A 20,767-nucleotide genomic window follows, 5' to 3' on the forward strand; every position below is an offset into this window, starting at 1 on the left:
AGACAATTCTTTAATAAGTTCAGATATTATTGTAACATGTCGAAAGACGGTGAGAATTACGAAGATTCACATTCAAAATTGAAAACATCAATGTCACAAACGCAAAAGAGAGATCCATATGAAGAAATACTTCACATTTGTCACATTCGGCATGTTATTGCTCAGTATGACAGCAGCAGGTGTTGCTGTTGCCATTTCTGAACCTGTGGCCGAGGAGCCTGTACTGATAGCTGAAAAGATCGCTGCTGACGGATATTACCAGGACATGATATATCCTGAAGCTGCAAGAGAGAGCGTGCCACTTTATGTTGATCCTGGATATTCCTACCTTACAATAAAGCCCGGTGAGTCAGATGAAATGACTGTCACCCTCTATAACTATGGTGAAGATACAATAACTGTTGAGCCACGTATTGTACCAAAGTTCTTAAGCGACAACAAACTTGACGAGGACTGGGTCAGCATCTCACCAGCAAAGGCTGAAATCAAAACTGAGGATACACAGGAATTCACCATCAAAGTGTCAGTTCCTGAGGATGCCGAGCTTGGCCATTACAATGCAAATATCTTCTTCAGCGGTCTTGAAGGAGACATTGCTGCCATGTATCCGGGTTACAACGGAGCGCTCGATCTTTCAGTGAACGTATGGCTGCCACCAAATGTCCAGGTGTTCAATTCATATATCAGTGACCGCGTGGAAGCTGGTTCTGAATATGAATATGTCATCAGGCTGAAGAACGTTGCAGATAAGCCTATATACATTGATCCTGAGTTTGAAAAGGTCGAGGATGAATTGTACTATGGTTCACAGGTCTCCCTTGATGAAAAAGATGTGATCATCACATCACCTTCTGTTATAGAAGCAGGAGAGAAGGCTATTGTGAAAGTGAAGGTGAAGATCCCTGGTAATGCGGAAGGATCTGTCAATGGAAGGATCAACCTGAACATTAAGGACAGGACGATCAGTGAATGGGGCCAGAAGGTCAGCATGAACTTCGATGCCTGGCAGCAGCCTGATGAGCCATACAGAACGACCTTCACTGCAGCAACTGACGATCCTGTAACCATCAAAATATTCTCAACGAAATACAACTATGGTAGCAGCAGCATCTCTTCCACAACACCTTCATTCGAGGTTGTGTTAACAAATGCTGAAGGTGAGGTAAGACCGGTTCTGATAAGCACAAGTTACACTGGCTCTGTAAGTTTGGGACAGCAGTCCCCTGTAATTTACAGGATGGCAATGGATGAGGCTGCTGGAAGCTATATGGAGGCTGAGGTCCCCGTAACTGAAAACATTGAGCAGCTTAATGTCTATAAGGAAGGTTCTACCGGATACACGGAAACATATCGTTTTGATGGTGATGCCGGTGAGTGGACACTTGAAATTATGCCACATGACACCGAGAACTTTGAATACTCGATAAATATTGGTCCTTCAGAGTAAGTACTTTGATACTAAACTGGGTTGTGCCACATGTTAACATGGCACCCAGTACCTTTTTTAACATCCTGTCTATTAAAATACGAAAAAGGATTGCAATATCAAGTAAACTTGCCCGGATATTGTTTCTTTCAAAATTCTATTTTATTTTGTAAGTATCTTCCTTATTAACCAATAAAAGTTGATATCATGCAGGAAAAAATAAAGGAAATCTCGTCACGCATCCATGAGCTGCGTGAGCTGTCAGAAATCAATGAAGAAGAAATAGCAAAATACCTTAACATACCTGTTGAGATCTACCATCAGTACGATACGGGTGAAGCTGACATTCCTGCCAGCATCCTTTTTGAGATCGCACAGTTCCTTAAAGTGGACATGACCCTGCTCCTGACAGGTGAAGAACCCCGCATGCATATCTTTACTGTCACCAGAAAGAACAAGGGACCTACTGTCGAAAGAAGAAAAGCTTACAAGTACCAGAACCTCGGGCCAAATTTCATTCACAAAAAGGCAGAGACCTTTATTGTCGAGGTAGAACCCGGATCTACTGATCCTGAGCACTCAATGAGCTCACATCCCGGGCAGGAATTCGACTTTGTTCTTGAGGGTACACTTAAGATAAAGATACATGATAATGAGATCGTCCTTGAAGAAGGAGATTCCATCTACTTTGATTCCAGCTATGATCATGCAATGGAAGCTATTGGAGACAAACCTGCAAAGTTCCTTGCCATGATCGTTTGAAAACGATATTCGAACCCAGATTTGAGATTTGATCTATAAGACAATGGAAAACGGTGTAAATATGTCATCTTTTTTAGAAGAATATGTTTCACGTACTGAATTCGGATCGTATGAAGATTTCAAGGAGAACTTCAGGATAAAAATCCCTGAGAACTTCAACTTCGCATACGATATCGTAGACAGGTACGCAAAGGAACAACCTGAGAAAAGAGCTCTTGTATGGTGTAACGATGATGGTGAGGAACTGATCTACAATTTTGCAGACCTTAAAAAATACAGTGATAAAGCTGCAAACGTATTCAGGAAATATGGTATCAAGAGAGGCGATGTCGTAATGCTGACCCTCAAAGGCAGGTACGAGTTCTGGATATGTATCCTTGCACTCCACAAGATCGGAGCTGTCACACTCCCTGCTACCCACATGCTTACCACCAAGGACATAACATACCGTATCGAGCTTGCAAACATCAAAATGGTAGTCAGCGCTGATGATGAAGGCCTTATGAGATATATTGATGAAGCTCATGTAGGCTATGAGGATATCCTGCTCCACAAGGCAGTTCTGAATGTTCAGAAAGATGGATGGATCAATTTCACAGAAGAACTTGAAGCAGCATCCGAGGACTTCAGCAGGCCTGAGGGTGATGAAGCAACAAAGAACGATGACATTTCCCTTTTATACTTCTCATCCGGAACTACCGGCCTGCCAAAGATGGTACAGCATGATTTCAGCTACCCGCTTGGTCACATAATCACTGCAAACTACTGGCAGAATGTCATGGATGACGGACTGCACCTTACAGTCGCTGATTCCGGGTGGGCAAAATGCGTATGGGGTAAACTCTACGGGCAGTGGATCTGCGGAACAGCGGTCTTTGTCTATGACTATGAGCGTTTCGATGCAAAGAACATGCTTGAGAAAGCAAGCAGTTATGGTGTGACAACCTTCTGTGCACCGCCTACCATTTACAGGTTCCTTATCAAGGAAGACCTTTCCCAGTATGATTTCAGCAGCCTTGAATACTGTGTGGTAGCTGGCGAACCACTGAACCCTGAGGTATATGAAAGGTTCCTTGAGTTCACCGGACTCAAGCTTATGGAAGGTTTCGGACAGACCGAGAGCATTGTGACAATCGCAACCTATCCGTGGATGGAACCAAAACCCGGATCCATGGGAAGACCATCACCAGAATATGATATCCAGCTTATCAATCTTGACGGAAAGCTCTGTGATTCAGGAGAGGAAGGTGAGATCGTCATCAGTACTTCCGGAGGAAAGCCTGTGGGTCTTTTCGCTGGCTACCGGGCAGATGAGAAGAAGACCGCTGAGACCTGGCATGACGGTTACTATCACACAGGTGACATGGCATGGATGGATGAGGACGGCTATTTCTGGTTCATCGGAAGGTCTGATGATATCATCAAGAGCTCCGGCTACAAGATAGGTCCTTTCGAGGTAGAGAGTGCACTCATTGAGCACCCATCTGTGCTTGAATGTGCTATTACCGGTGTACCAGATCCTGTCCGCGGACAGATCGTCAAGGCAACCATCGTACTTGCCAAAGGTTATGAAGCAAGCGATGAGCTTAAGAAGGAACTTCAGGAACATGTCAAGAAGGCCACTGCACCTTACAAATACCCAAGGGCTGTGGAGTTCGTGGATGAGCTTCCTAAGACCATCAGCGGCAAGATAAGGCGTGTCGAGATCCGTGATCACGACAAGGCAGCGAACTGATATATCTTATTTGCTTCATGTCAGGAAGCCTTAAGGTTTCCTGATAATGCTATTTAAAAAATATCGGAAACACTTTGGTAGAAAAGGTTACTGATAAACTATTCCGGACCATTCGGTCCTTTTATTGAGTTGATAATATGTCTGAGAACAATGAAAAGATGCAACCATATCCGGAACTCAACATTATTGAGTGCAAAGGATGTGAAAGATGCGTAGCTGCATGTCCAAAGGATGTCCTCTTTATGAGCGAACAGATCAACGAGCGCGGCTATCATTATGTTGAATACACGGGAGAAGGATGCATAGGCTGTGGAAACTGCTACTACACATGTCCTGAGCCACTTGCAATTGCAGTTCATATCCCGATCAAGGAAGAATAAGCCAAAAAAATGAGGTGATATTTTATGGCTACACAATTGATTAAAGGCAACTCCGCAGTTGTCATTGGTGCTTTATACGCAGGCTGTGACTGTTATTTCGGTTATCCGATCACACCTGCAAGTGAGATACTCCACGAAGCTTCACATACATTTCCGAAACTTGGAAGGAAGTTCGTACAGGCAGAGTCCGAAGAGGCTGCAATTAACATGGTATACGGTGCAGCATCCGCTGGTCACAGGGTCATGACCGCGTCATCAGGCCCCGGTATGAGCCTTAAACAGGAAGGTGTTTCCTACCTTGCAGGAGCTGAACTCCCATGTGTCATCGTGGACATCATGAGAGCAGGTCCCGGTCTTGGTAACATCGGTCCTGAACAGGGTGATTACATACAGGTCGTAAAAGGTGGCGGACACGGAAACTACCGCAACATCGTGGTTGCACCGAACTCAGTTCAGGAAATGTGTGATTTCACAATAAAGGCATTCGAGCTCTCTACAAAGTACCGCAACCCTGTTGTTGTACTGGCAGACGGTGTTCTCGGCCAGATGATCGAGCCGCTCCAGTTCCCTGAAGAAGCTGTGGAGCCAGTCATTGATGAGTCATGGGCTGTCTGCGGAACAAAGGAAACACGCCAGAACCTTGTAACATCCATCTTCCTGGACTTCGACCAGCTCGAGGACTTCAACTATGAGCTTCAGGAGAAATATGAGACTGTCAAGAAGAACGAGGTCGAGTACGAGGAATACATGATGGAAGATGCTTCCATTGTACTGGTGGCCTACGGTATCAGCAGCAGGATATGCCGCTCAGCTGTGGAGGTCGCAAGAAGGGAAGGTATCAAGGTAGGTCTTTTCCGTCCGATAACATTGTTCCCGTTCCCGGAGAATGAGCTCAAGGCCCTTGCGGATGCAGGACATAAGACCTTCGTTTCCGTAGAAATGAGCAACGGTCAGCTAAGGGATGATGTACGCCTTGCTACAGGCTGCAAATGTCCTGTGGAACTCGTCAACCGTATGGGTGGAAACCTGATCACACTGGACCAGGTCATGGAGAAGATAAGAGAGATCGCTGCAAGGGAGGAATAATCATGGCAGAAAAGATCATTGGAAGACCATCCGGCATTTATCCGGAATTCCCACGCAAAGGCGGAGCTGCACCAACTGCAACCCATTACTGTCCGGGATGTGGACACGGTATTTTGCACAAGCTCATCGGAGAGGCGATGGAAGAGCTTGAGATCCAGGATAGAAGCGTTATGATCAGTCCTGTAGGCTGTGCAGTTTTCGCTTACTACTACTTCGATTGTGGTAACCTTCAGGTCGCACATGGACGGGCACCTGCAGTAGGTACAGGTATGTCAAGAGCACAGGACAATGCAGTCGTTATCTCCTACCAGGGTGACGGTGACCTTGCATCCATCGGTCTTAATGAGACCATGCAGGCTGCCAACCGTGGAGAGAAGATGGCAGTGTTCTTCGTGAACAACACCGTCTATGGTATGACAGGTGGCCAGATGGCACCAACCACGCTCATCGGCGAGAAGACCGTCACATGTCCTGACGGAAGGGACCCACGCTTTGCAGGATACCCGATGCACATGTGTGAGTTGCTTGACAACCTCAAGGCACCTGTCTTCATCGAGCGTGTCTCAATATCAGACATCGCACATATCAGGAAGGCAAAGAAAGCAGTCAGGAGAGCTCTTGAAGTTCAGAAAGAAGGTAAAGGATACGCATTCGTTGAAGTACTTTCCACGTGTCCGACGAACCTCAGGCAGAACTCCGAGCAGAGCACAGAGTTCGTGAACGAGATGATGGAGAAGGAATTCCCTCTGAAGAACTTCAGGGACAACTTCGATGAGACCGAACCACTTCTGCGCTCAGATAGTGATTTCTCCAAGCAGGCTATCGATGACCTCTACAGCCTTGAAAGCAGTGCATCACCTGATGCTGTACCGGACCCTGAGTTTGGTCAGGCACTCGTTAAGATCGCCGGTTTCGGTGGTCAGGGTGTATTGAGCATGGGACTTACACTTGCACGTGCAGGATGCCGTGATCAGCGCTATGCTTCCTGGTACCCTTCATACGGACCGGAACAGCGTGGTGGAACATCCAACTGTTCAGTTGTTATCTCAGGAGAATCCATCGGTTCACCTGTGGTCTATGAGTCAAATGTACTTGTAGCACTCAACCAGCCATCCCTCGAGAAGTTCGCAGCTGATGTAAAGAAGGGAGGACTCATCCTTTACGATGATACTATCGGTGAGTTCGAGGCTCCTGAAGGAGTAAGGGCTATCGCAGTACCTGCAATGCAGATCGCAAAGGATGCAGGTTCCGTGAAAGCAGCAAACACAGTAATGCTCGGAGTGCTCATGGCACAGGGTGACACACGTCTTCCGGAAAAGGTGTTCAGGGAAGCGATCGAGGATACTTTTGCAAGCAAACCAAAGCTTATCCCGATGAACCTTGATGTCCTTGAGGCCGGTGCTAAATGGTCAAGAGAAAATTTTAAATAAGTTGCCGGATTATTTCCGGCAAATTATATTTTCGAAGACCATGATGAGAATAGTCCACTTTTTGATAGCTGTTGTTGTATTTGCTATAGTAACAGTTCTTGTTACAGCCCTTCTCCAGGAACGTATATTCTTTTCCGTATTTGTAGGACTCCCTGCAGGCACAGTTGCAGGACTTATCACTTTGATCTACCTAAGGGTCAGAAACCGGGTGGAATAAATTCAGATCATGTGGACAACCGGCATGGAAGGGTTTGATGATGCCTAATATGTCCGAAAAGCTATTTTATTTATGAGCAGGCCATTCCTGAATAGATAGATATCGATGAGATTGACAGCTATCCCAAACAACTTGCTCTATTTTCAGAATGCTCTCCTGTAGCAACAGGCAGGCTATATGAGAGGATGGAATGTTCTGCATTGGGAAGATCTGTGTCCTGAAAAACGATCGTAGAACCTGTCTTGGTTTTGTTCTGATGAAACTGCTACTTCAAGAGGCAGCAGAGTACGGAAATAAAAACATCTTATCAGATCACGGATGTATGCAAGAAGCTACTATCGATCCTTCGGAAGAGTTTGGAAAAACCTTCGATGATGTCGGCATAGAGCATGTGTGGATGCTAAAAAAGGCAAGATCAATGATCACAGATCAAATTAAATCATTGAATAAAATATGAGATCTCCTGACTTGCAGGAGACTTTTTCTTAATTAAGAAATAATCGATCAATCGATCAATCGATCAATTGAAAGATCATAGTCGTATGCGATTTCTCCGTGGATCATTTCATCCAATCCTCTGATCTCAAACTCTTCTGAAACCTTTACAGGCGTTATAAATTCAATTATTCTCAACATTCCGTACGTGAATATGAATGCATACACAGATGCTCCGATAACTGCAGCCAGCTCTGTTATAAAGAACATAGGATCTCCACCGAAGAACAAGCCATCTGTTGCAGCCGGATTTACTGCTGATGAACCAAAGATACCCAGCATGGTCATTCCCAGAACTCCACCAACTCCATGAAGTCCCCATACATCCAGTGCATCATCCCATTTCATCTTGTTCTTGAACTGGATAGCAAAGTAGCATGCTGTCCCCCCCACAATACCATAAAGAGCAGCCGTTGGCATAGAAACATATGCTGCTGCAGGTGTTATGGTCACAAGGCCGGCAAGAGCACCTGTCAATAATCCGACAAATTTTGGCTTTCCGGTTTGTTTCCACTCGATCATGAGCCATGAGATCGCCGCGAAAGAAGCTGCAATGTCGGTATTTATGAGTGCCAGTGCGGTAAACTGGTCAAGGTTGAGTTCGCTTCCTGCATTAAATCCATACCATCCGAACCAGAGAATACCTGCTCCTATAGCTATCAAAGGGATGCTATGAGGTTTTTCATCTTTTTCCCTTCTTGCACCTACATAAAAGACCGCTCCTAATGCACCGAATCCTGCTATTGCATGCACCGGGATACCGCCTGCAAAGTCCAGAACACCCATGGTAGCTAAAGCGCCTCCTCCCCATACCATGTGAACAAATGGGTAGTACACAAGTAACTGCCAGAGGACCAGGAAGATCAGAAACGCCTTAAAGGTCACACGGTTGACAAATGCACCGGTTATAAGTACAGGAGTAATGATAGCGAACATCATCTGGTAAGAGATGAACACCAGTTCAGGGATCTTATCATTTCCTGAAAATACTGAATCTACTGAAACTCCATGCAAAAAGGCTTTGTCCAGATTTCCAAGAATTGCTCCATCACCACTGAAGCACAAAGAATAGCCTATACATAACCATAGGATACTTGTAATTCCCAATGATACGAAAGTCTGCATCATTATACCAACTATATTTTTCCTGTTGGCAAGTCCACCATAGAAAAAAGCCAGTCCTGGTGTCATTAACATGACAAGACTGGTTGCAACTATCATAAAAGCTGTAGTTCCTGAATCAAACATAATTGTTCTCCAAATTATAATGCGGTAATATGCAACTCCCTTCCGCTTTTATGGTATTTAAAAATAGCGTAATATAAAATTAAAATCGGATGCAGAAGGCGCCCTAAAAAGAAGATATCTAGAACATGTTATAATATTTATGTATTACGCATGAAATATAAAAGGTCGGACTATGGGAACATAGATGATAAAATAAGATCACATAATAAAAGGTATAATAACAATGTTTTTGAGTTAATTACCCTCCAACTTATTAACTATTACAATCCATATATTATATCAATGTTCAAGAAGACAAGACGATACTTCTCCATTGCGAAAGTCTTTTTCAAGTATAACCTTTTCAGCCTTTTGTACAAAGATATACAGCAGAACTATGTTTCCAACAGGAAGGGTACCTGTTATATCGATGTTGAGAGACAGAAGAATGCAAAGAAGCTCAGGCTGGCATTTGAAGACCTTGGAGTGACGTTCATCAAACTTGGACAGATCATGAGCAAGCGCCCTGATCTTCTTCCGATCGATTATGTGAAGGAACTTTCCCAGCTACAGAACAAGGTACGTCCTCTTGAACTTGAAGAAATGACCGATTCACTTGAGGGGTTCCGTGCAGGCTGCTCCATCGGAAAGGCAGAACCTTCGGTGATCGTATCAGAGTTCCTTGCGAATTTTGATGAATTTAAGAAGAAACCAATTGCCAGCGCATCCATAGCTCAGGTCTATGAAGCAAGGATCAATGGTAAAAAGGTGGCAGTCAAGATCGCAAAACCCGGGCTTATAGACCAGATTAATGTTGATCTTGCCATCATCAATGACCTGAAACCAATCCTGAAAAAGGTTGGCGGTTTCGGAGACAATTTCGATATCGATGATTTTCTTGATGAGTTCCAGGATATGCTGAACAAAGAGGTAAACCTCCTAAATGAAGCCCGTAACATAAAAAGGTTCGAGGAAATATTTGAGAAAGAAAGAGATATCCATATACCAAAAGTTCATGATGAATATTGTACCGAGAGTATCCTTGTGATGGATTATATGGAAGGGACCCTCGTAAAGGACCTTGATACAACAGATCAAAAGACGAGATCCAGATATGCTCACATAATCAGTTCAAGTTACCTGGACCAGGTATATGTTCATGGGTTCTACCATGCGGATCCGCATTCTGGAAATATTCTCCTTCGTGAGGATGGAATTGCCTACATCGATTTCGGGGCAGTGGGACTTATTGACTCCGATCTTCGAAGGAACATGCTGAACCTCTTCTACGGCATATACAAGAAGAATGTAGATATCGCTTTCGATGCTTTCCTGAAGATAGCTAATATCAACAAGGATGAAATCAATGTGCACAAGTTCAAAGTTGACCTTGATACTCTCATATCTATACAGAACTTTGCTCTCGGAGAGCGGCAGAATGATAGTTATGCAAACCTTGCTTTGAAATATAACCTTTCTCTCCCGAGCGATTTTTCCACACTTGAACGTTCTCTTGTGCTTGTGGAAGGAGTTTGTCTGGAACTTGATCCAAGGTTCAACATCATTGAGGATGCCAAGAAACTGATCGCTATGGTAATGATGAAAAGATACTCACCGTTCAGGGCAGGCGAATACTTCCTGCTTGAAGGTGACAGGTATCTCGAAATATTCAAGAACCTGCCACAGGGAGTAAATGATGTTATTGAGACGATAAGAGGATATCGTATCGAGAAACTGGAAGAAAAGACAAGGGAGATCAAGCACGACAGAATGATCGAAAACCTTGCGAAGTATGCTTTCCTTTCAATTATCCTTGTAGCTTCAGCTTATCTGGCATCACAATCAGAGGGCAGTCTTGCAACTCTCGGTGTGGCAGGGTTCGTTGTAGGTATATTTATGTTCGGTGTTCTGTTCCTGAGAAACCAGTAACAACAAAAAAAACCAAAATACTGTCAATGAAGATCAGTTGACCAGTGAAACCAAGGGGTGAACAATTTGAGTGGGGAGTACTACAATAAAGAGATAGAGACCATGGAGAGGGGAGACCTTGATGCCCTGGTCGAAGAAAAGCTACGCTATACGATAGACTACGCTGTAAAGCATTCTTCCTTTTACAGGAAATGGTTCGAAAGGCATGATATCTCACCTTCGAGCATAAGGGACCATGGGGATCTGCTGGAACTTCCACTGGTCTCAGGCGAACTAATAAGGAACAACCAGCCTCCCAAGACCAGTGATTTTAACTTTAAGAGTGTAGGGTGGGAAGATGTCTTTACGATCCATGAGACCAGCGGTACTAGTGGCACTCCCAAGGCATTCTTCCTCACATGGGAAGACTGGCTTCGCTATGCTGAGAAGTACAGTCGCAGTTTCAGCTCACAGGGATTCGGAAAAGAAGACAGGATTATTATGTGTGCATCCTATGGGATGAACGTGGGTGCCAATACAATGACACTTTCTGCAAGAAACATCGGCATGGCTGTGATACCTGAAGGAAAGTGTGTCTTTCCGACACGTGTCCTTGAAAGCTACCGGCCCACAGGAATTGTTGCCAGTGTCTTCAAACTTTTAAGGCTTGCAAGAAGGCTAAAAAGTGAGGGAATTGATCCAAAAGACACAAGCATCGAAAAGCTGGTAGTGGGAGGAGAAAGCTTTGCTGAGGAAAGCAGAAGCTACCTGGAAGAGATATGGGGCTGTCCTGTGTACAATACCTATGGTAGCACCGAAGGAACGATGTGCGGAGAATGCACGGAGCAGAACGGACTCCATGTTCCGGAAGATCTTGTCCACCTTGACGTCTATGACCCATACAGAAAGGAGTTCCTCGAAGACGGAGAATGTGGCCGGATAGTTCTGACGACCCTCCTGAGCCCGGGAGAAAAATGCGGAAGCCTCCTGATAAATTACGACACCGAGGACACAACTGTGGTTCAGTCAAGAGGAAAGTGTGCCTGTGGAAGGACACATATGAGGATCGTTACTCCTGAAAGAGAGGCTGAGACATTCTGGGTATCCGAATCCCCCTTTAACCGTGTGAATGTAGAAAGAGGCGTTTTCCAGAGGGAAAACATGGAATACCTGACAGGAGAGTATGAAGCTTTCCTTTATGAGGATAAGGATGGAATATCGATCCTGGAAGTCAGGATGGAATGTATGGAGCCGGAAACCTGTGACAGGTCTGTTATTGAGGAGAATTTCCTCAAAGGCTTCCTTAGCACAATAACAGGAACCAAAGACCTTTATGATAATGGAGATCTGGATGTTAACATTAAGTTGACAGTACCGGGTGATCTTGAATTATATAAGCTGAAAGGAAGGGCGAAAAGAGTGATCGATCGAAGATGACCTATTTCAAAAAGCATATATACTTTTCCTACTGGAAATTTAAATATCTTAGGAGCTGACAATGACTTAAGTATATATACAAATGAGTTACAATTTACTTTTTACAAAACTCCATTATACAAATTGATCTCATATGTCGGGGGAACTAAAAGATCAAAGGATATTTAAGGACTATTCCCGGATGCACAATTTCTAAGATAGGGATTCTAAAATAGGGGAAATTATGAGAATGTAGCACACTACAAAACCTGAAATTCCAGATGAAATCGTTTCTAAATGGCAACGAATAGTAGATCAGATGGCCAGGGTTACCGGTGTACCTGCTGGACTGATCATGAAGGTTAATCCTCCGCAAATAGAGGTATTTCTATCGAGTGCAACGAAGGAAAATCCATATGAGAAAGGAGAAAGAGCAGACCTCAATACTGGACTTTACTGTGAAACTGTTATGAAGTAGCGCAGACTACTTTTGGTTGCTGATGCCTTAAAGGATGCTGAATGGGATCACAATCCAGATATTGAATTAGGGATGATCTATTATCTTGGTTATCCAATTGAATGGCCAGATGGTGAAATATTCGGTACGATCTGTGTGCTTGATGTTAAAGATAATCCAAAGGCTACATCTTATGCAGAATTAATATTTGAATTCAAGGAAGCAATTCAAACAGATTTGCTTGTTGTCCTTCAATTGGCCGAACGCGAACAGCTCATTGAAAAATTACAAGATCAAAACGAACATCTCCAGAAAAAGGTTGCAGAACGCACTGCTAAATTGCAAAATGCTTATGAGGACTTGATAGTAACTTATAAAGAGCTTAAAGAATCAGAAAACAAATTCAGAACTCTATTTGAAAATGCCAATGATGCAATTTATTTAGCTGACCTTAATGGCCAATTCCTGGAAGTAAATAAGGTAGCTTGCGATCAACTAGGCTACACCCAAAGTGAACTTCTTCAAATGAAACCACAGGACATAGATTCTTTTGATGATGTAGCACAGGTAGAGGATCGGATCAATCGCTTGATCCAGCACGAACATACTCTTTTCGAGACAGTTCACAATCAAAAGGATGGTTCTACAATTCCGGTTGAGGTTAATATTCGACTTCTTGATTATATGGGGAAAAAGACTATTCTTGGCATCTCACGAGACATTACCAAGCGTAAGAAAACAGAAGAATCTTTACAGGAAAGTGAAGAAAAGTTTCGATCTATGTTCCAATATTCTGCCGCTGGAATGGCAGTATTTTCCTCGGATGGTAATATTCTTCAAGTTAATTCAGCCTTATGGCAATTCCTTGGTTACTCTGAAGATGAACTTTTACAACTAACTGCATTTGATCCAATTCATCCTGATGATCGGGAAGATGTACGCTCTTTCTTTGAAGAACTTGTATTAGGGAAACGACAGTATTTACATTTTGAAAAGCGTTTTGTTCGCAAGGATGGTTCGATTGTCTGGGGACATGCTTCTGCTGTTTTGCTACATAGTTCTAGAAATAATTCATTCTGTGTCATGGCCTTGGTGCAAGATATTACCGATCGTAAAAAAGCAGAAGTGGCTTTAAAAGAATCGGAAAAAAAATACTCCAAAATTGTGGAAAACGGAAACGATGGAATTGTTATTATCCAGGACGGCCTGATAAAATATGCGAATTCTAAAGCTGCAGAAATTACCGGTCGCACGAAAGAGGAAATTATCGGAAAATCATCTTTAGAATTTGTCGCGAAAGAATCCAGAAAATGGATACAGCAAAGAGAGAAAGAGAGGTTTGAATACGGTAAGGTCTTTCCAGATAAGTTTGAACTTTATGGAATCTGCAAAGATGGCAGCAAGGTTCCAATTGAATATAGCTCATCGCTTATTGAATATGAAGGCAGGCCTGCTGCCATGTCGATCGTTAGAGATATCACTGAACGTAAAATAAATGAAAAATTGTTTATAGAAAAAACAAAAGTTGAAGCTACAAGCCGTGCCAAAAGTGAATTCATATCCACCATGAGTCATGAAATGCGCACACCTCTAACCATTATTATTGGATATGCAGATTTGCTTTACTTGCAAAACTTTGGAGAACTCAACCAGAAACAGAAAAACTATGTTGGGACTATTTTAGAAAGTGCAAAACATCTTTTAGCGCTCATAAACGACACACTTGATCTATCTAAAATAGAAGCCTCTAAGATGGAGCTTAATATTGAAGAGGTTTCTATAAATGATGTTATTGATGATGTAAGAACCACTTTGATGCCCCTAACATCGAGCAAAAACATTGATATTCTGGCAAATGTCAACACAGATATTGCCACAATAAAAGTGGATAAGATGAAATTTAAACAAATACTCTACAATTTTGTAAGCAATGCTCTGAAGTTTACACCAGAAAAAGGCACGATAACCATCGAGACCCGTCCCGTGAGCAACATGATACAAATTGATGTTATCGATACTGGCATTGGAATATCTGAAGAGAACATGAAAGAATTATTCCAACCATTTCAACAAGTTAATAATCATGAAACAAGAGAGCAAAGGGGAACTGGATTGGGACTTACTCTAGTTAAAAAGTTTGTAGAAATGCATGGTGGAGAGGTCTGGGTTCAAAGTGAAGTTGGAAAAGGAAGTACTTTTGGATTTACTATGCCAATTGATTCCGAAAGCACATTCAATTAATTAATTTTACATTTAAGGTAGTTGCCACTAAATTTAGATCATATGAAAAAAGATATTTTAAAAAATGAAACTCGATAATTATTTACCAGCATTAACTGCTGGTAAACATTATACGCCCGAACCGGGATTCGAACCCGGGTCGGAGCCTCGACAGGGCTCCATGATAGGCCTCTACACTATTCGGACATTGCGACTGATTGCTGTTATGAGCACACCTAAAACGCGTGAATACATATAAAACTATCGCATTTTTAGAGTGTTTTGTTTACTTGCTCATCAGCCATTTTCCTGCATTCTTCGTACCTGAAGCACCCGATCTGATGATCATTGACAATGCCAACTGCCTGCATGAACGCATAAACTATGGTTGGACCAACAAATGAAAATCCTCTTTTCTTCAGGTCCTTGCTTATCTTTTCAGACAACTCTGTCTTTGCCGGGATATCATCAAGCGAACTGAAAAAGTTTTGCACAGGCCTGTAGTCTACAAAACCCCAGATATACTTGTCAAATGATCCAAATTCATCTATTATTTCAATGAAAGACCTGGCATTCTTTATAGAAGAGAGGATCTTTCTTTTGTTACGTATGATACCTCTGTTCTGCATCAATTCCTCGACCTTTGCGTCATCATAGGCTGCAATTTTATAAAAATCAAAATCATCAAAGGCTTTTTTGTAAGCGTCCCTTCTTTTTAAAATAGTATCCCAGCTCAGACCTGCCTGAGCACCTTCCAGTATCAGAAATTCAAAAAGAACCCCGTCATCGTGAACAGGAACTCCCCATTGAGTGTCATGATACTGCATTTCAAGGTCGTTTGTATTTGCCCACTCACAACGAAGATTCATATTTTCAAATAGATGTGAACGCTTTTATAGATTCTTTCAGGAAATTCTATAGGAGATCAAAAGGTTCGAAGGGGATTAAAGTGAAAGGATCGAAAAAGGAAGAAATATTAAAAGAGTTAATGCAAATACCGGGATTTGGAAAGAAGTCAGCAGAACAACTCTGGGATTTGGGAATAAACTCCATCTCCGACCTTAAATGTAAGGACCCTGAGTTAATGTATTTTGAACTAACTGAACTAAAAGGCAGGCACATTGACAGGTGCGTATTATACGGATTCAGGGAAGCGGTCTATTATGCATCCCACAGGGACCATGAGCCTGAGCTGTTAAAATGGTGGAACTGGTCCGACAAAAATATGGAAAAAAGAGAAAAGTGGAAAAAAGGAAAATAAAAGATTTTGTGCTCAAATGATCTTCTTTCCGGCATCGTCACCGGACTTGCATTCGAAGACCTCGGTGATCTTCATGACTATGAGTGCTTTTGCGGGGAACCTGTCGCCCTTTGCTTTTGCATCAGCATAGGCCTTCTCGTAATCCTCGCCACTGGTCTTGACCTCGATATCTCCCTTGATCTGGAAGCAGGCACCGACCTCAGGACCCCATACAAAGATGGATGCCACAGGGTTCTCATCAATGTTCTCTCTGGTCTTCAGGAAGTAGTTGTCCGTGATCCAGATCGTCTCATCATCCACCAGCTGGCACATGCCTATAGGTATCACATTTGGCATTCCTGCCTTTGATGCTGTTGCAAATGGGAAAATCTTTACCTTTGAAAATGCTTCCTTCATATCTTCTGTAAGTTTGACCATGTAAATCACCATTTTAATCGATATTAGGATCTCTTCCGAGACCTAAAGAGAAAACACGCTATACCTTAATAAGAATTTCTTATTTGTTCCATCTTGCCCTTACCAGAATCTTTTTTAGCAAGGAATTTTGGATGGCCACTCCTAGAAGATAAATGAAGTTGAAGAAAAAAGAATGAAGATGTTCATGAAGACAACACATCAGTGCTGTTCCCATAACATTCTGTTTAATTTTTGCCTTAATTAAAAAGCTTGTCAAGGAAATACTGGTGTATCCTCATGTCCTCGGTAAGTTCAGGATGGAATGCCAGTGCCAGGACATTGTCCTGCTCTGCTGCAACGATCTTGTCATCGATCTTTGCAAGGACCTTTACATCCTCACCAGCTTCAAGGATTGCCGGTGCCCTGATGAAGACCGCGTTGTATGGTGAGTCCAGTACGGATACATCGAGGTCGATCTCAAAGGATTCGAACTGTCTTCCAAAGGAGTTCCTGTTGACCTTGATGTCCATGAGTCCCAGAAGATACTGGTGTGTCTTCTCAACCTGTGAATCACCTTTCTTTGCAAGAAGGATCAGACCTGCACAGGTACCCAATATCGGAATGCCTTTCTCCTTTGCTTCCTTGATCTCTTCGGCAATACCTTCCCTGAGGATCAGGCGACCAAGAGTTGTGCTTTCACCACCCGGGAATACGAGACCATCGCAGGTAGGTACTATGCCCTTGTGTTTGATGGTTACGACCTCAGCGATCTCCCCGCGCTCAGCGAGGGCCTTCTCCACAGATTCAACATGTTCAGAAACATCGCCCTGAATAGCGATAACACCTATACGCATAATTCAACACCGTAAAAAAAGAAAGAAATGGAAAAGGTTACCAGCCGCGTGTCTGGAGAACCTGTTCTTCAGGAATGGAATCTACACTGATTCCCTTCATGCCTGCGCCGATACCCTTTGAGATCTCTGCGAGCACTTCAGGGTTGTCATAGTTGTTGACAGCCTCAACGATAGCTTTTGCCATCAGTGGTGGGTTCTCTGCTTTGAAGATACCTGAACCGACGAATACACCGTCAGAGCCAAGTCTCATCATGAGAGCTGCATCAGCAGGGGTTGCAATTCCGCCGGCTGCGAAGTTCACAACAGGAAGACGCTGCATCTCTGCAGTCTCCATTACAAGCTCGATAGGTGCTTCGATCTCTCTTGCGTACATGATAAGCTCTTCCTTGGTCATGCCCTGAAGTGTCCTGACCTCGCCCATGATCTGCTTCATGTGGCGTACAGCCTCCCTGACGTCACCGGTACCGGCCTCGCCCTTTGTACGGATCATAGCTGCACCTTCGTTGATCCTCCTGAGTGCTTCTCCGAGATTACGTGCACCACATACGAAAGGAACTGTGAACTCAGTCTTGTCGATGTGGAAGTGCTCATCAGCAGGTGTGAGGACCTCTGACTCATCGATCATGTCAGCGCCAAGTGCCTGAAGGATCTCAGCTTCAACGAAGTGGCCGATCCTTGCCTTTGCCATAACAGGGATTGTTACTGCTTCAATGATATCGGCAGTTACCTGTGGGTCTGCCATCCTTGCGACACCGCCTGCCTTCCTGATGTCGGAAGGTACAGCATGGAGTGCCATAACTGCGACAGCTCCTGCTTCCTCAGCGATCTTTGCCTCTTCAGGAGTTGTAACGTCCATAATAACGCCGCCTTTCTGCATCTTTGCAAAACCGCGCTTGATAAGTTCGGTACCATGTCGTAATTTTTCGAGTTCCATATGATCATCCTTCTGTTGATTTAGTGTACTAAATATAGTCAATGGTTAAAAGTGTTTAGTTCGTGTCATCTTCTTTCTTGATTCTTGCAACACCCACGACCTTGTCGCCAGGCTTCACATTCATTATTTTAACACCCTGTGTGTTCCTTCCCTGTGACCTGATATCTTTCACAGGTATCCTTATGATGATACCTTCAGAGCTGGTTATCATGACCTCATCGTCCTCGTGCACGGCCTTCACATTTATGACAGGTCCATTACGCAGGCTGGTGACGATGGTGATCACACCCTGACCTCCACGCCTCATTTCACGGTACTCATCAAAGGAAGTACGTTTTCCATATCCGTTCTCGGTTATTGTGAGAAGTTTGCTTTCCGGGTCCACGATATCAAGGCTTACAACAATATCATCGCCCGCAAGCTTCATACCGCGTACGCCTCTTGCAGCCCTTCCCATTGAACGTACATCCTCCTCGGAGAACCTGATCGCCTTTCCATGTCTTGAGACCATCACAATTTCCTTTGAGCCATCGGTAAGTGCCACATTGACAAGCTCATCGCTTTCATCAAGGTTGATGGCAATGATACCTGCCTTCCTTATGTTGCTGAAATCAGACAGGCTGCTCTTCTTTACCGTACCGAGCCTGGTTGCCATGAACAGGTATCTGTCATCATCAAATTCCTTTACAGGGATCATTGCGGTGATATATTCATTCTCTGCAAGCTCAAGCAGGTTGACAATAGCCTTACCCCTGGACTGCCTGCTTCCCTGCGGGATACCATAGACCTTCTGCCAGTATACCTTTCCGCGGTTGGTGAAGAACATAAGATAATCGTGGGTAGATGTCACAAAGATATCCTCGACGAAATCCTCTTCCTTGGTCTCCATGCCAATGACACCCTTTCCACCCCTGTGCTGCTGGCTATAGGTGTCAACAGGCATCCTCTTGATGTAACCGTGGTTCGTGATGGTAACAACAACGTCTTCCTCGGGAATAAGGTCCTCATCCTCGATCTCCACATGAGAAACTGTGATCTTTGTCCTGCGTTCATCTGCAAAGGTTTCGCGGATCTCCAGAAGCTCTTCCCTGATGATCACATATTTCCTTTCATCGCTGGCTATGATGTCCTTCAGGTCCTCAATAACCTTGAGAAGCTCTTCGTGTTCATCAACGACCTTCTGTCTTTCAAGACCGGTGAGCTTCTGGAGACGCATATCAAGGATAGCCTTTGCCTGTATCTCATCCAGACCGAACTTTTCCATCAGGCCATTCCTTGCGTCTTCCACGGTCTTTGAAGCGCGTATCAGGCTGATGACCTCATCTATGTGATCAAGTGCGATCAGCAGACCTTTGAGTATGTGTGCCCTCTCCTCGGCCTTCCTGAGGTCGAACTGGCTACGCTTGAGGATAACCTCTATCCTGTGCTCCAGGTAGATCTGGAGAATTTCCTTGAGGGTAAGTTCCCTTGGAACACCATCTACCAGTGCGAGATTGATTATACCAAATGTGGTCTGCATCTGGGTATGCTTGTAAAGCTGGTTCAGGATGACCTGAGGATTGGTGTTTCTTGTAAGTTCAATAGCGATGCGTATGCCTTCCCTGTCAGATTCATCACGAAGATCGGATATGCCAACGATCTTTTTATCCCTGACAAGTTCTGCAATGTTCTCGATAAGCCTGGCTTTATTGACCTGGTAAGGAAGTTCGGTCACGACAATGCGGTTCTTGTCGTTCTTCATTTCCTCGATGTTTGTCACTGCACGCAGTTTAATAGGCCCGCGTCCGGTCTCGTATGCAGACTTAATACCCGATTTGCCCAGAATTGTACCGCCGGTAGGGAAGTCCGGACCTTTTACGATCTGCATAAGCTCCTGTATCGTTGTTTCCGGATCATCGATCAGCTTCAGTGTGGCATCGATGACCTCGCCAAGGTTGTGCGGAGCCATGTTGGTCGCCATTCCCACCGCAATACCTGTAGAACCGTTAATGAGAAGGTTAGGAATCTTTGCAGGAAGCACTGAAGGCTCCTGCAGGGAACCGTCATAGTTCGGCTTGTAATCCACGGTCTCCTTGTCGATATCTGAGAGCATCTCGTTGGATATGCGGTCCATACGGACCTCGGTGTAACGCATTGCAGCTGCGGAATCACCATCAATGGAACCGAAGTTACCCTGACCGTCAATAAGCGGATACCTTAAGGAGAAGTCCTGTACCATCCTTACAAGGGAATCATATACTGCAGCATCACCATGCGGGTGGTATTTACCAAGAACGTCTCCCACTACACGGGCGGACTTCTTGTATGCCTTATCATATGTGATGCCTGCTTCCTTCATGGCATACAGGATACGCCTGTGAACCGGCTTGAGACCGTCACGTGCATCTGGTAAAGCCCTTCCCACAATGACGCTCATTGCATAATCGATATACGAGTTCTTCATCTCTTCCTGTATGAGCACAGGAACGATCTTCTCGCCTGTGTCCGTAGGCCGGATATCAAGAGGTGCATCATTTTCCGTCATTTCGTCTGCCGGACCATTATTAATATTATCATCTGCCAT

General features: G+C 44.0%; 18 protein-coding genes and 1 tRNA gene. 12 read left to right on the forward strand and 7 right to left on the reverse strand.

What is annotated here, in order from left to right:
- Nucleotides 1–118: 118 nt before the first annotated feature.
- From ACR3I3_RS09215 to ACR3I3_RS09250, 8 genes are all read left to right on the forward strand, one after another.
- Nucleotides 119–1,447: a COG1470 family protein gene (locus ACR3I3_RS09215; protein WP_440951965.1), complete on the forward strand. Its 1,329-nt coding sequence runs from the start codon at nt 119–121 to the stop codon at nt 1,445–1,447.
- Between the two features lie 186 nt (nt 1,448–1,633).
- Nucleotides 1,634–2,188: a cupin domain-containing protein gene (locus tag ACR3I3_RS09220; RefSeq protein ID WP_440951966.1), complete on the forward strand. Its 555-nt coding sequence runs from the start codon at nt 1,634–1,636 to the stop codon at nt 2,186–2,188.
- Between the two features lie 61 nt (nt 2,189–2,249).
- The gene (locus ACR3I3_RS09225) at nt 2,250–3,923 is read left to right on the forward strand and encodes an AMP-binding protein (RefSeq protein ID WP_440951967.1); all 1,674 of its coding nucleotides are present in this window, start codon (nt 2,250–2,252) and stop codon (nt 3,921–3,923) included.
- A gap of 137 nt (nt 3,924–4,060) precedes the next feature.
- Nucleotides 4,061–4,303 (forward strand): 4Fe-4S dicluster domain-containing protein, encoded by a 243-nt coding sequence (locus tag ACR3I3_RS09230; RefSeq protein WP_440951968.1) that lies wholly within the window; start codon nt 4,061–4,063, stop codon nt 4,301–4,303.
- Between the two features lie 24 nt (nt 4,304–4,327).
- Nucleotides 4,328–5,389, forward strand: a complete 1,062-nt coding sequence (locus ACR3I3_RS09235) for a 3-methyl-2-oxobutanoate dehydrogenase subunit VorB (protein ID WP_440951969.1) — start codon at nt 4,328–4,330, stop codon at nt 5,387–5,389.
- Nucleotides 5,390–5,391: 2 nt separating this feature from the next.
- On the forward strand, nt 5,392–6,819 hold the full coding sequence (locus ACR3I3_RS09240; RefSeq protein ID WP_440951970.1) for a 2-oxoacid:acceptor oxidoreductase family protein: 1,428 nt from the start codon (nt 5,392–5,394) through the stop codon (nt 6,817–6,819).
- A gap of 40 nt (nt 6,820–6,859) precedes the next feature.
- On the forward strand, nt 6,860–7,036 hold the full coding sequence (locus ACR3I3_RS09245; protein WP_440951971.1) for a hypothetical protein: 177 nt from the start codon (nt 6,860–6,862) through the stop codon (nt 7,034–7,036).
- A 256-nt stretch (nt 7,037–7,292) separates the two neighbouring features.
- Nucleotides 7,293–7,493: a hypothetical protein gene (locus ACR3I3_RS09250; RefSeq protein WP_440951972.1), complete on the forward strand. Its 201-nt coding sequence runs from the start codon at nt 7,293–7,295 to the stop codon at nt 7,491–7,493.
- Nucleotides 7,494–7,540: 47 nt separating this feature from the next.
- Here ACR3I3_RS09250 and ACR3I3_RS09255 read toward each other — a convergent pair whose 3' ends face one another.
- Nucleotides 7,541–8,779 carry an ammonium transporter gene (locus ACR3I3_RS09255; protein ID WP_440951973.1) on the reverse strand — a complete coding sequence of 413 codons (1,239 nt, stop codon included), beginning with the start codon at nt 8,777–8,779 and terminating at the stop codon, nt 7,541–7,543.
- A 282-nt stretch (nt 8,780–9,061) separates the two neighbouring features.
- Between ACR3I3_RS09255 and ACR3I3_RS09260 the strand changes: the two genes are divergently transcribed.
- The 3 genes from ACR3I3_RS09260 (at nt 9,062) to ACR3I3_RS09270 (ending at nt 14,780) form a co-directional block, all read left to right on the forward strand.
- A complete protein-coding gene (locus ACR3I3_RS09260; RefSeq protein ID WP_440951974.1) occupies nt 9,062–10,687 on the forward strand; it encodes an ABC1 kinase family protein in 1,626 nt (541 codons plus the stop codon).
- 102 nt (nt 10,688–10,789) lie between these two features.
- On the forward strand, nt 10,790–12,103 hold the full coding sequence (gene ftsA, locus ACR3I3_RS09265; RefSeq protein WP_440953782.1) for a coenzyme F390 synthetase: 1,314 nt from the start codon (nt 10,790–10,792) through the stop codon (nt 12,101–12,103).
- A gap of 469 nt (nt 12,104–12,572) precedes the next feature.
- Entirely contained in the window at nt 12,573–14,780 is a 2,208-nt protein-coding gene (locus ACR3I3_RS09270; protein WP_440951975.1) for a PAS domain S-box protein, read from the forward strand.
- A 113-nt stretch (nt 14,781–14,893) separates the two neighbouring features.
- Here ACR3I3_RS09270 and ACR3I3_RS09275 read toward each other — a convergent pair.
- A tRNA-Asp gene (locus ACR3I3_RS09275) sits at nt 14,894–14,966 on the reverse strand.
- 65 nt (nt 14,967–15,031) lie between these two features.
- Complete coding sequence (locus ACR3I3_RS09280) at nt 15,032–15,628, reverse strand: DNA-3-methyladenine glycosylase I (RefSeq protein ID WP_440951976.1); 597 nt, start codon at nt 15,626–15,628, stop codon at nt 15,032–15,034.
- Nucleotides 15,629–15,708: 80 nt separating this feature from the next.
- Here ACR3I3_RS09280 and ACR3I3_RS09285 point away from each other — a divergent pair, with 80 nt between their 5' ends.
- Complete coding sequence (locus tag ACR3I3_RS09285) at nt 15,709–16,020, forward strand: helix-hairpin-helix domain-containing protein (RefSeq protein ID WP_440951977.1); 312 nt, start codon at nt 15,709–15,711, stop codon at nt 16,018–16,020.
- Nucleotides 16,021–16,032: 12 nt separating this feature from the next.
- Here the strand turns inward: ACR3I3_RS09285 and ACR3I3_RS09290 are convergent, their stop codons facing one another.
- The 4 genes from ACR3I3_RS09290 to gyrA all read right to left on the reverse strand — a co-directional run bounded on the left by ACR3I3_RS09290 (nt 16,033) and on the right by gyrA (nt 20,767).
- On the reverse strand, nt 16,033–16,437 hold the full coding sequence (locus ACR3I3_RS09290) for a pyridoxamine 5'-phosphate oxidase family protein (protein WP_440951978.1): 405 nt from the start codon (nt 16,435–16,437) through the stop codon (nt 16,033–16,035).
- 236 nt (nt 16,438–16,673) lie between these two features.
- Nucleotides 16,674–17,270, reverse strand: coding sequence for a pyridoxal 5'-phosphate synthase glutaminase subunit PdxT (gene pdxT / locus ACR3I3_RS09295; protein WP_440951979.1), 597 nt, complete (start codon nt 17,268–17,270; stop codon nt 16,674–16,676).
- 37 nt (nt 17,271–17,307) lie between these two features.
- Nucleotides 17,308–18,204, reverse strand: a complete 897-nt coding sequence (gene pdxS / locus ACR3I3_RS09300; protein WP_440951980.1) for a pyridoxal 5'-phosphate synthase lyase subunit PdxS — start codon at nt 18,202–18,204, stop codon at nt 17,308–17,310.
- A 55-nt stretch (nt 18,205–18,259) separates the two neighbouring features.
- Nucleotides 18,260–20,767 (reverse strand): DNA gyrase subunit A, encoded by a 2,508-nt coding sequence (gene gyrA / locus ACR3I3_RS09305; RefSeq protein ID WP_440951981.1) that lies wholly within the window; start codon nt 20,765–20,767, stop codon nt 18,260–18,262.

Origin of the sequence: Methanococcoides mangrovi, from assembly GCF_052057775.1 — an archaeon.
In the GTDB taxonomy this organism is placed as follows: Archaea; Halobacteriota; Methanosarcinia; order Methanosarcinales; family Methanosarcinaceae; genus Methanococcoides.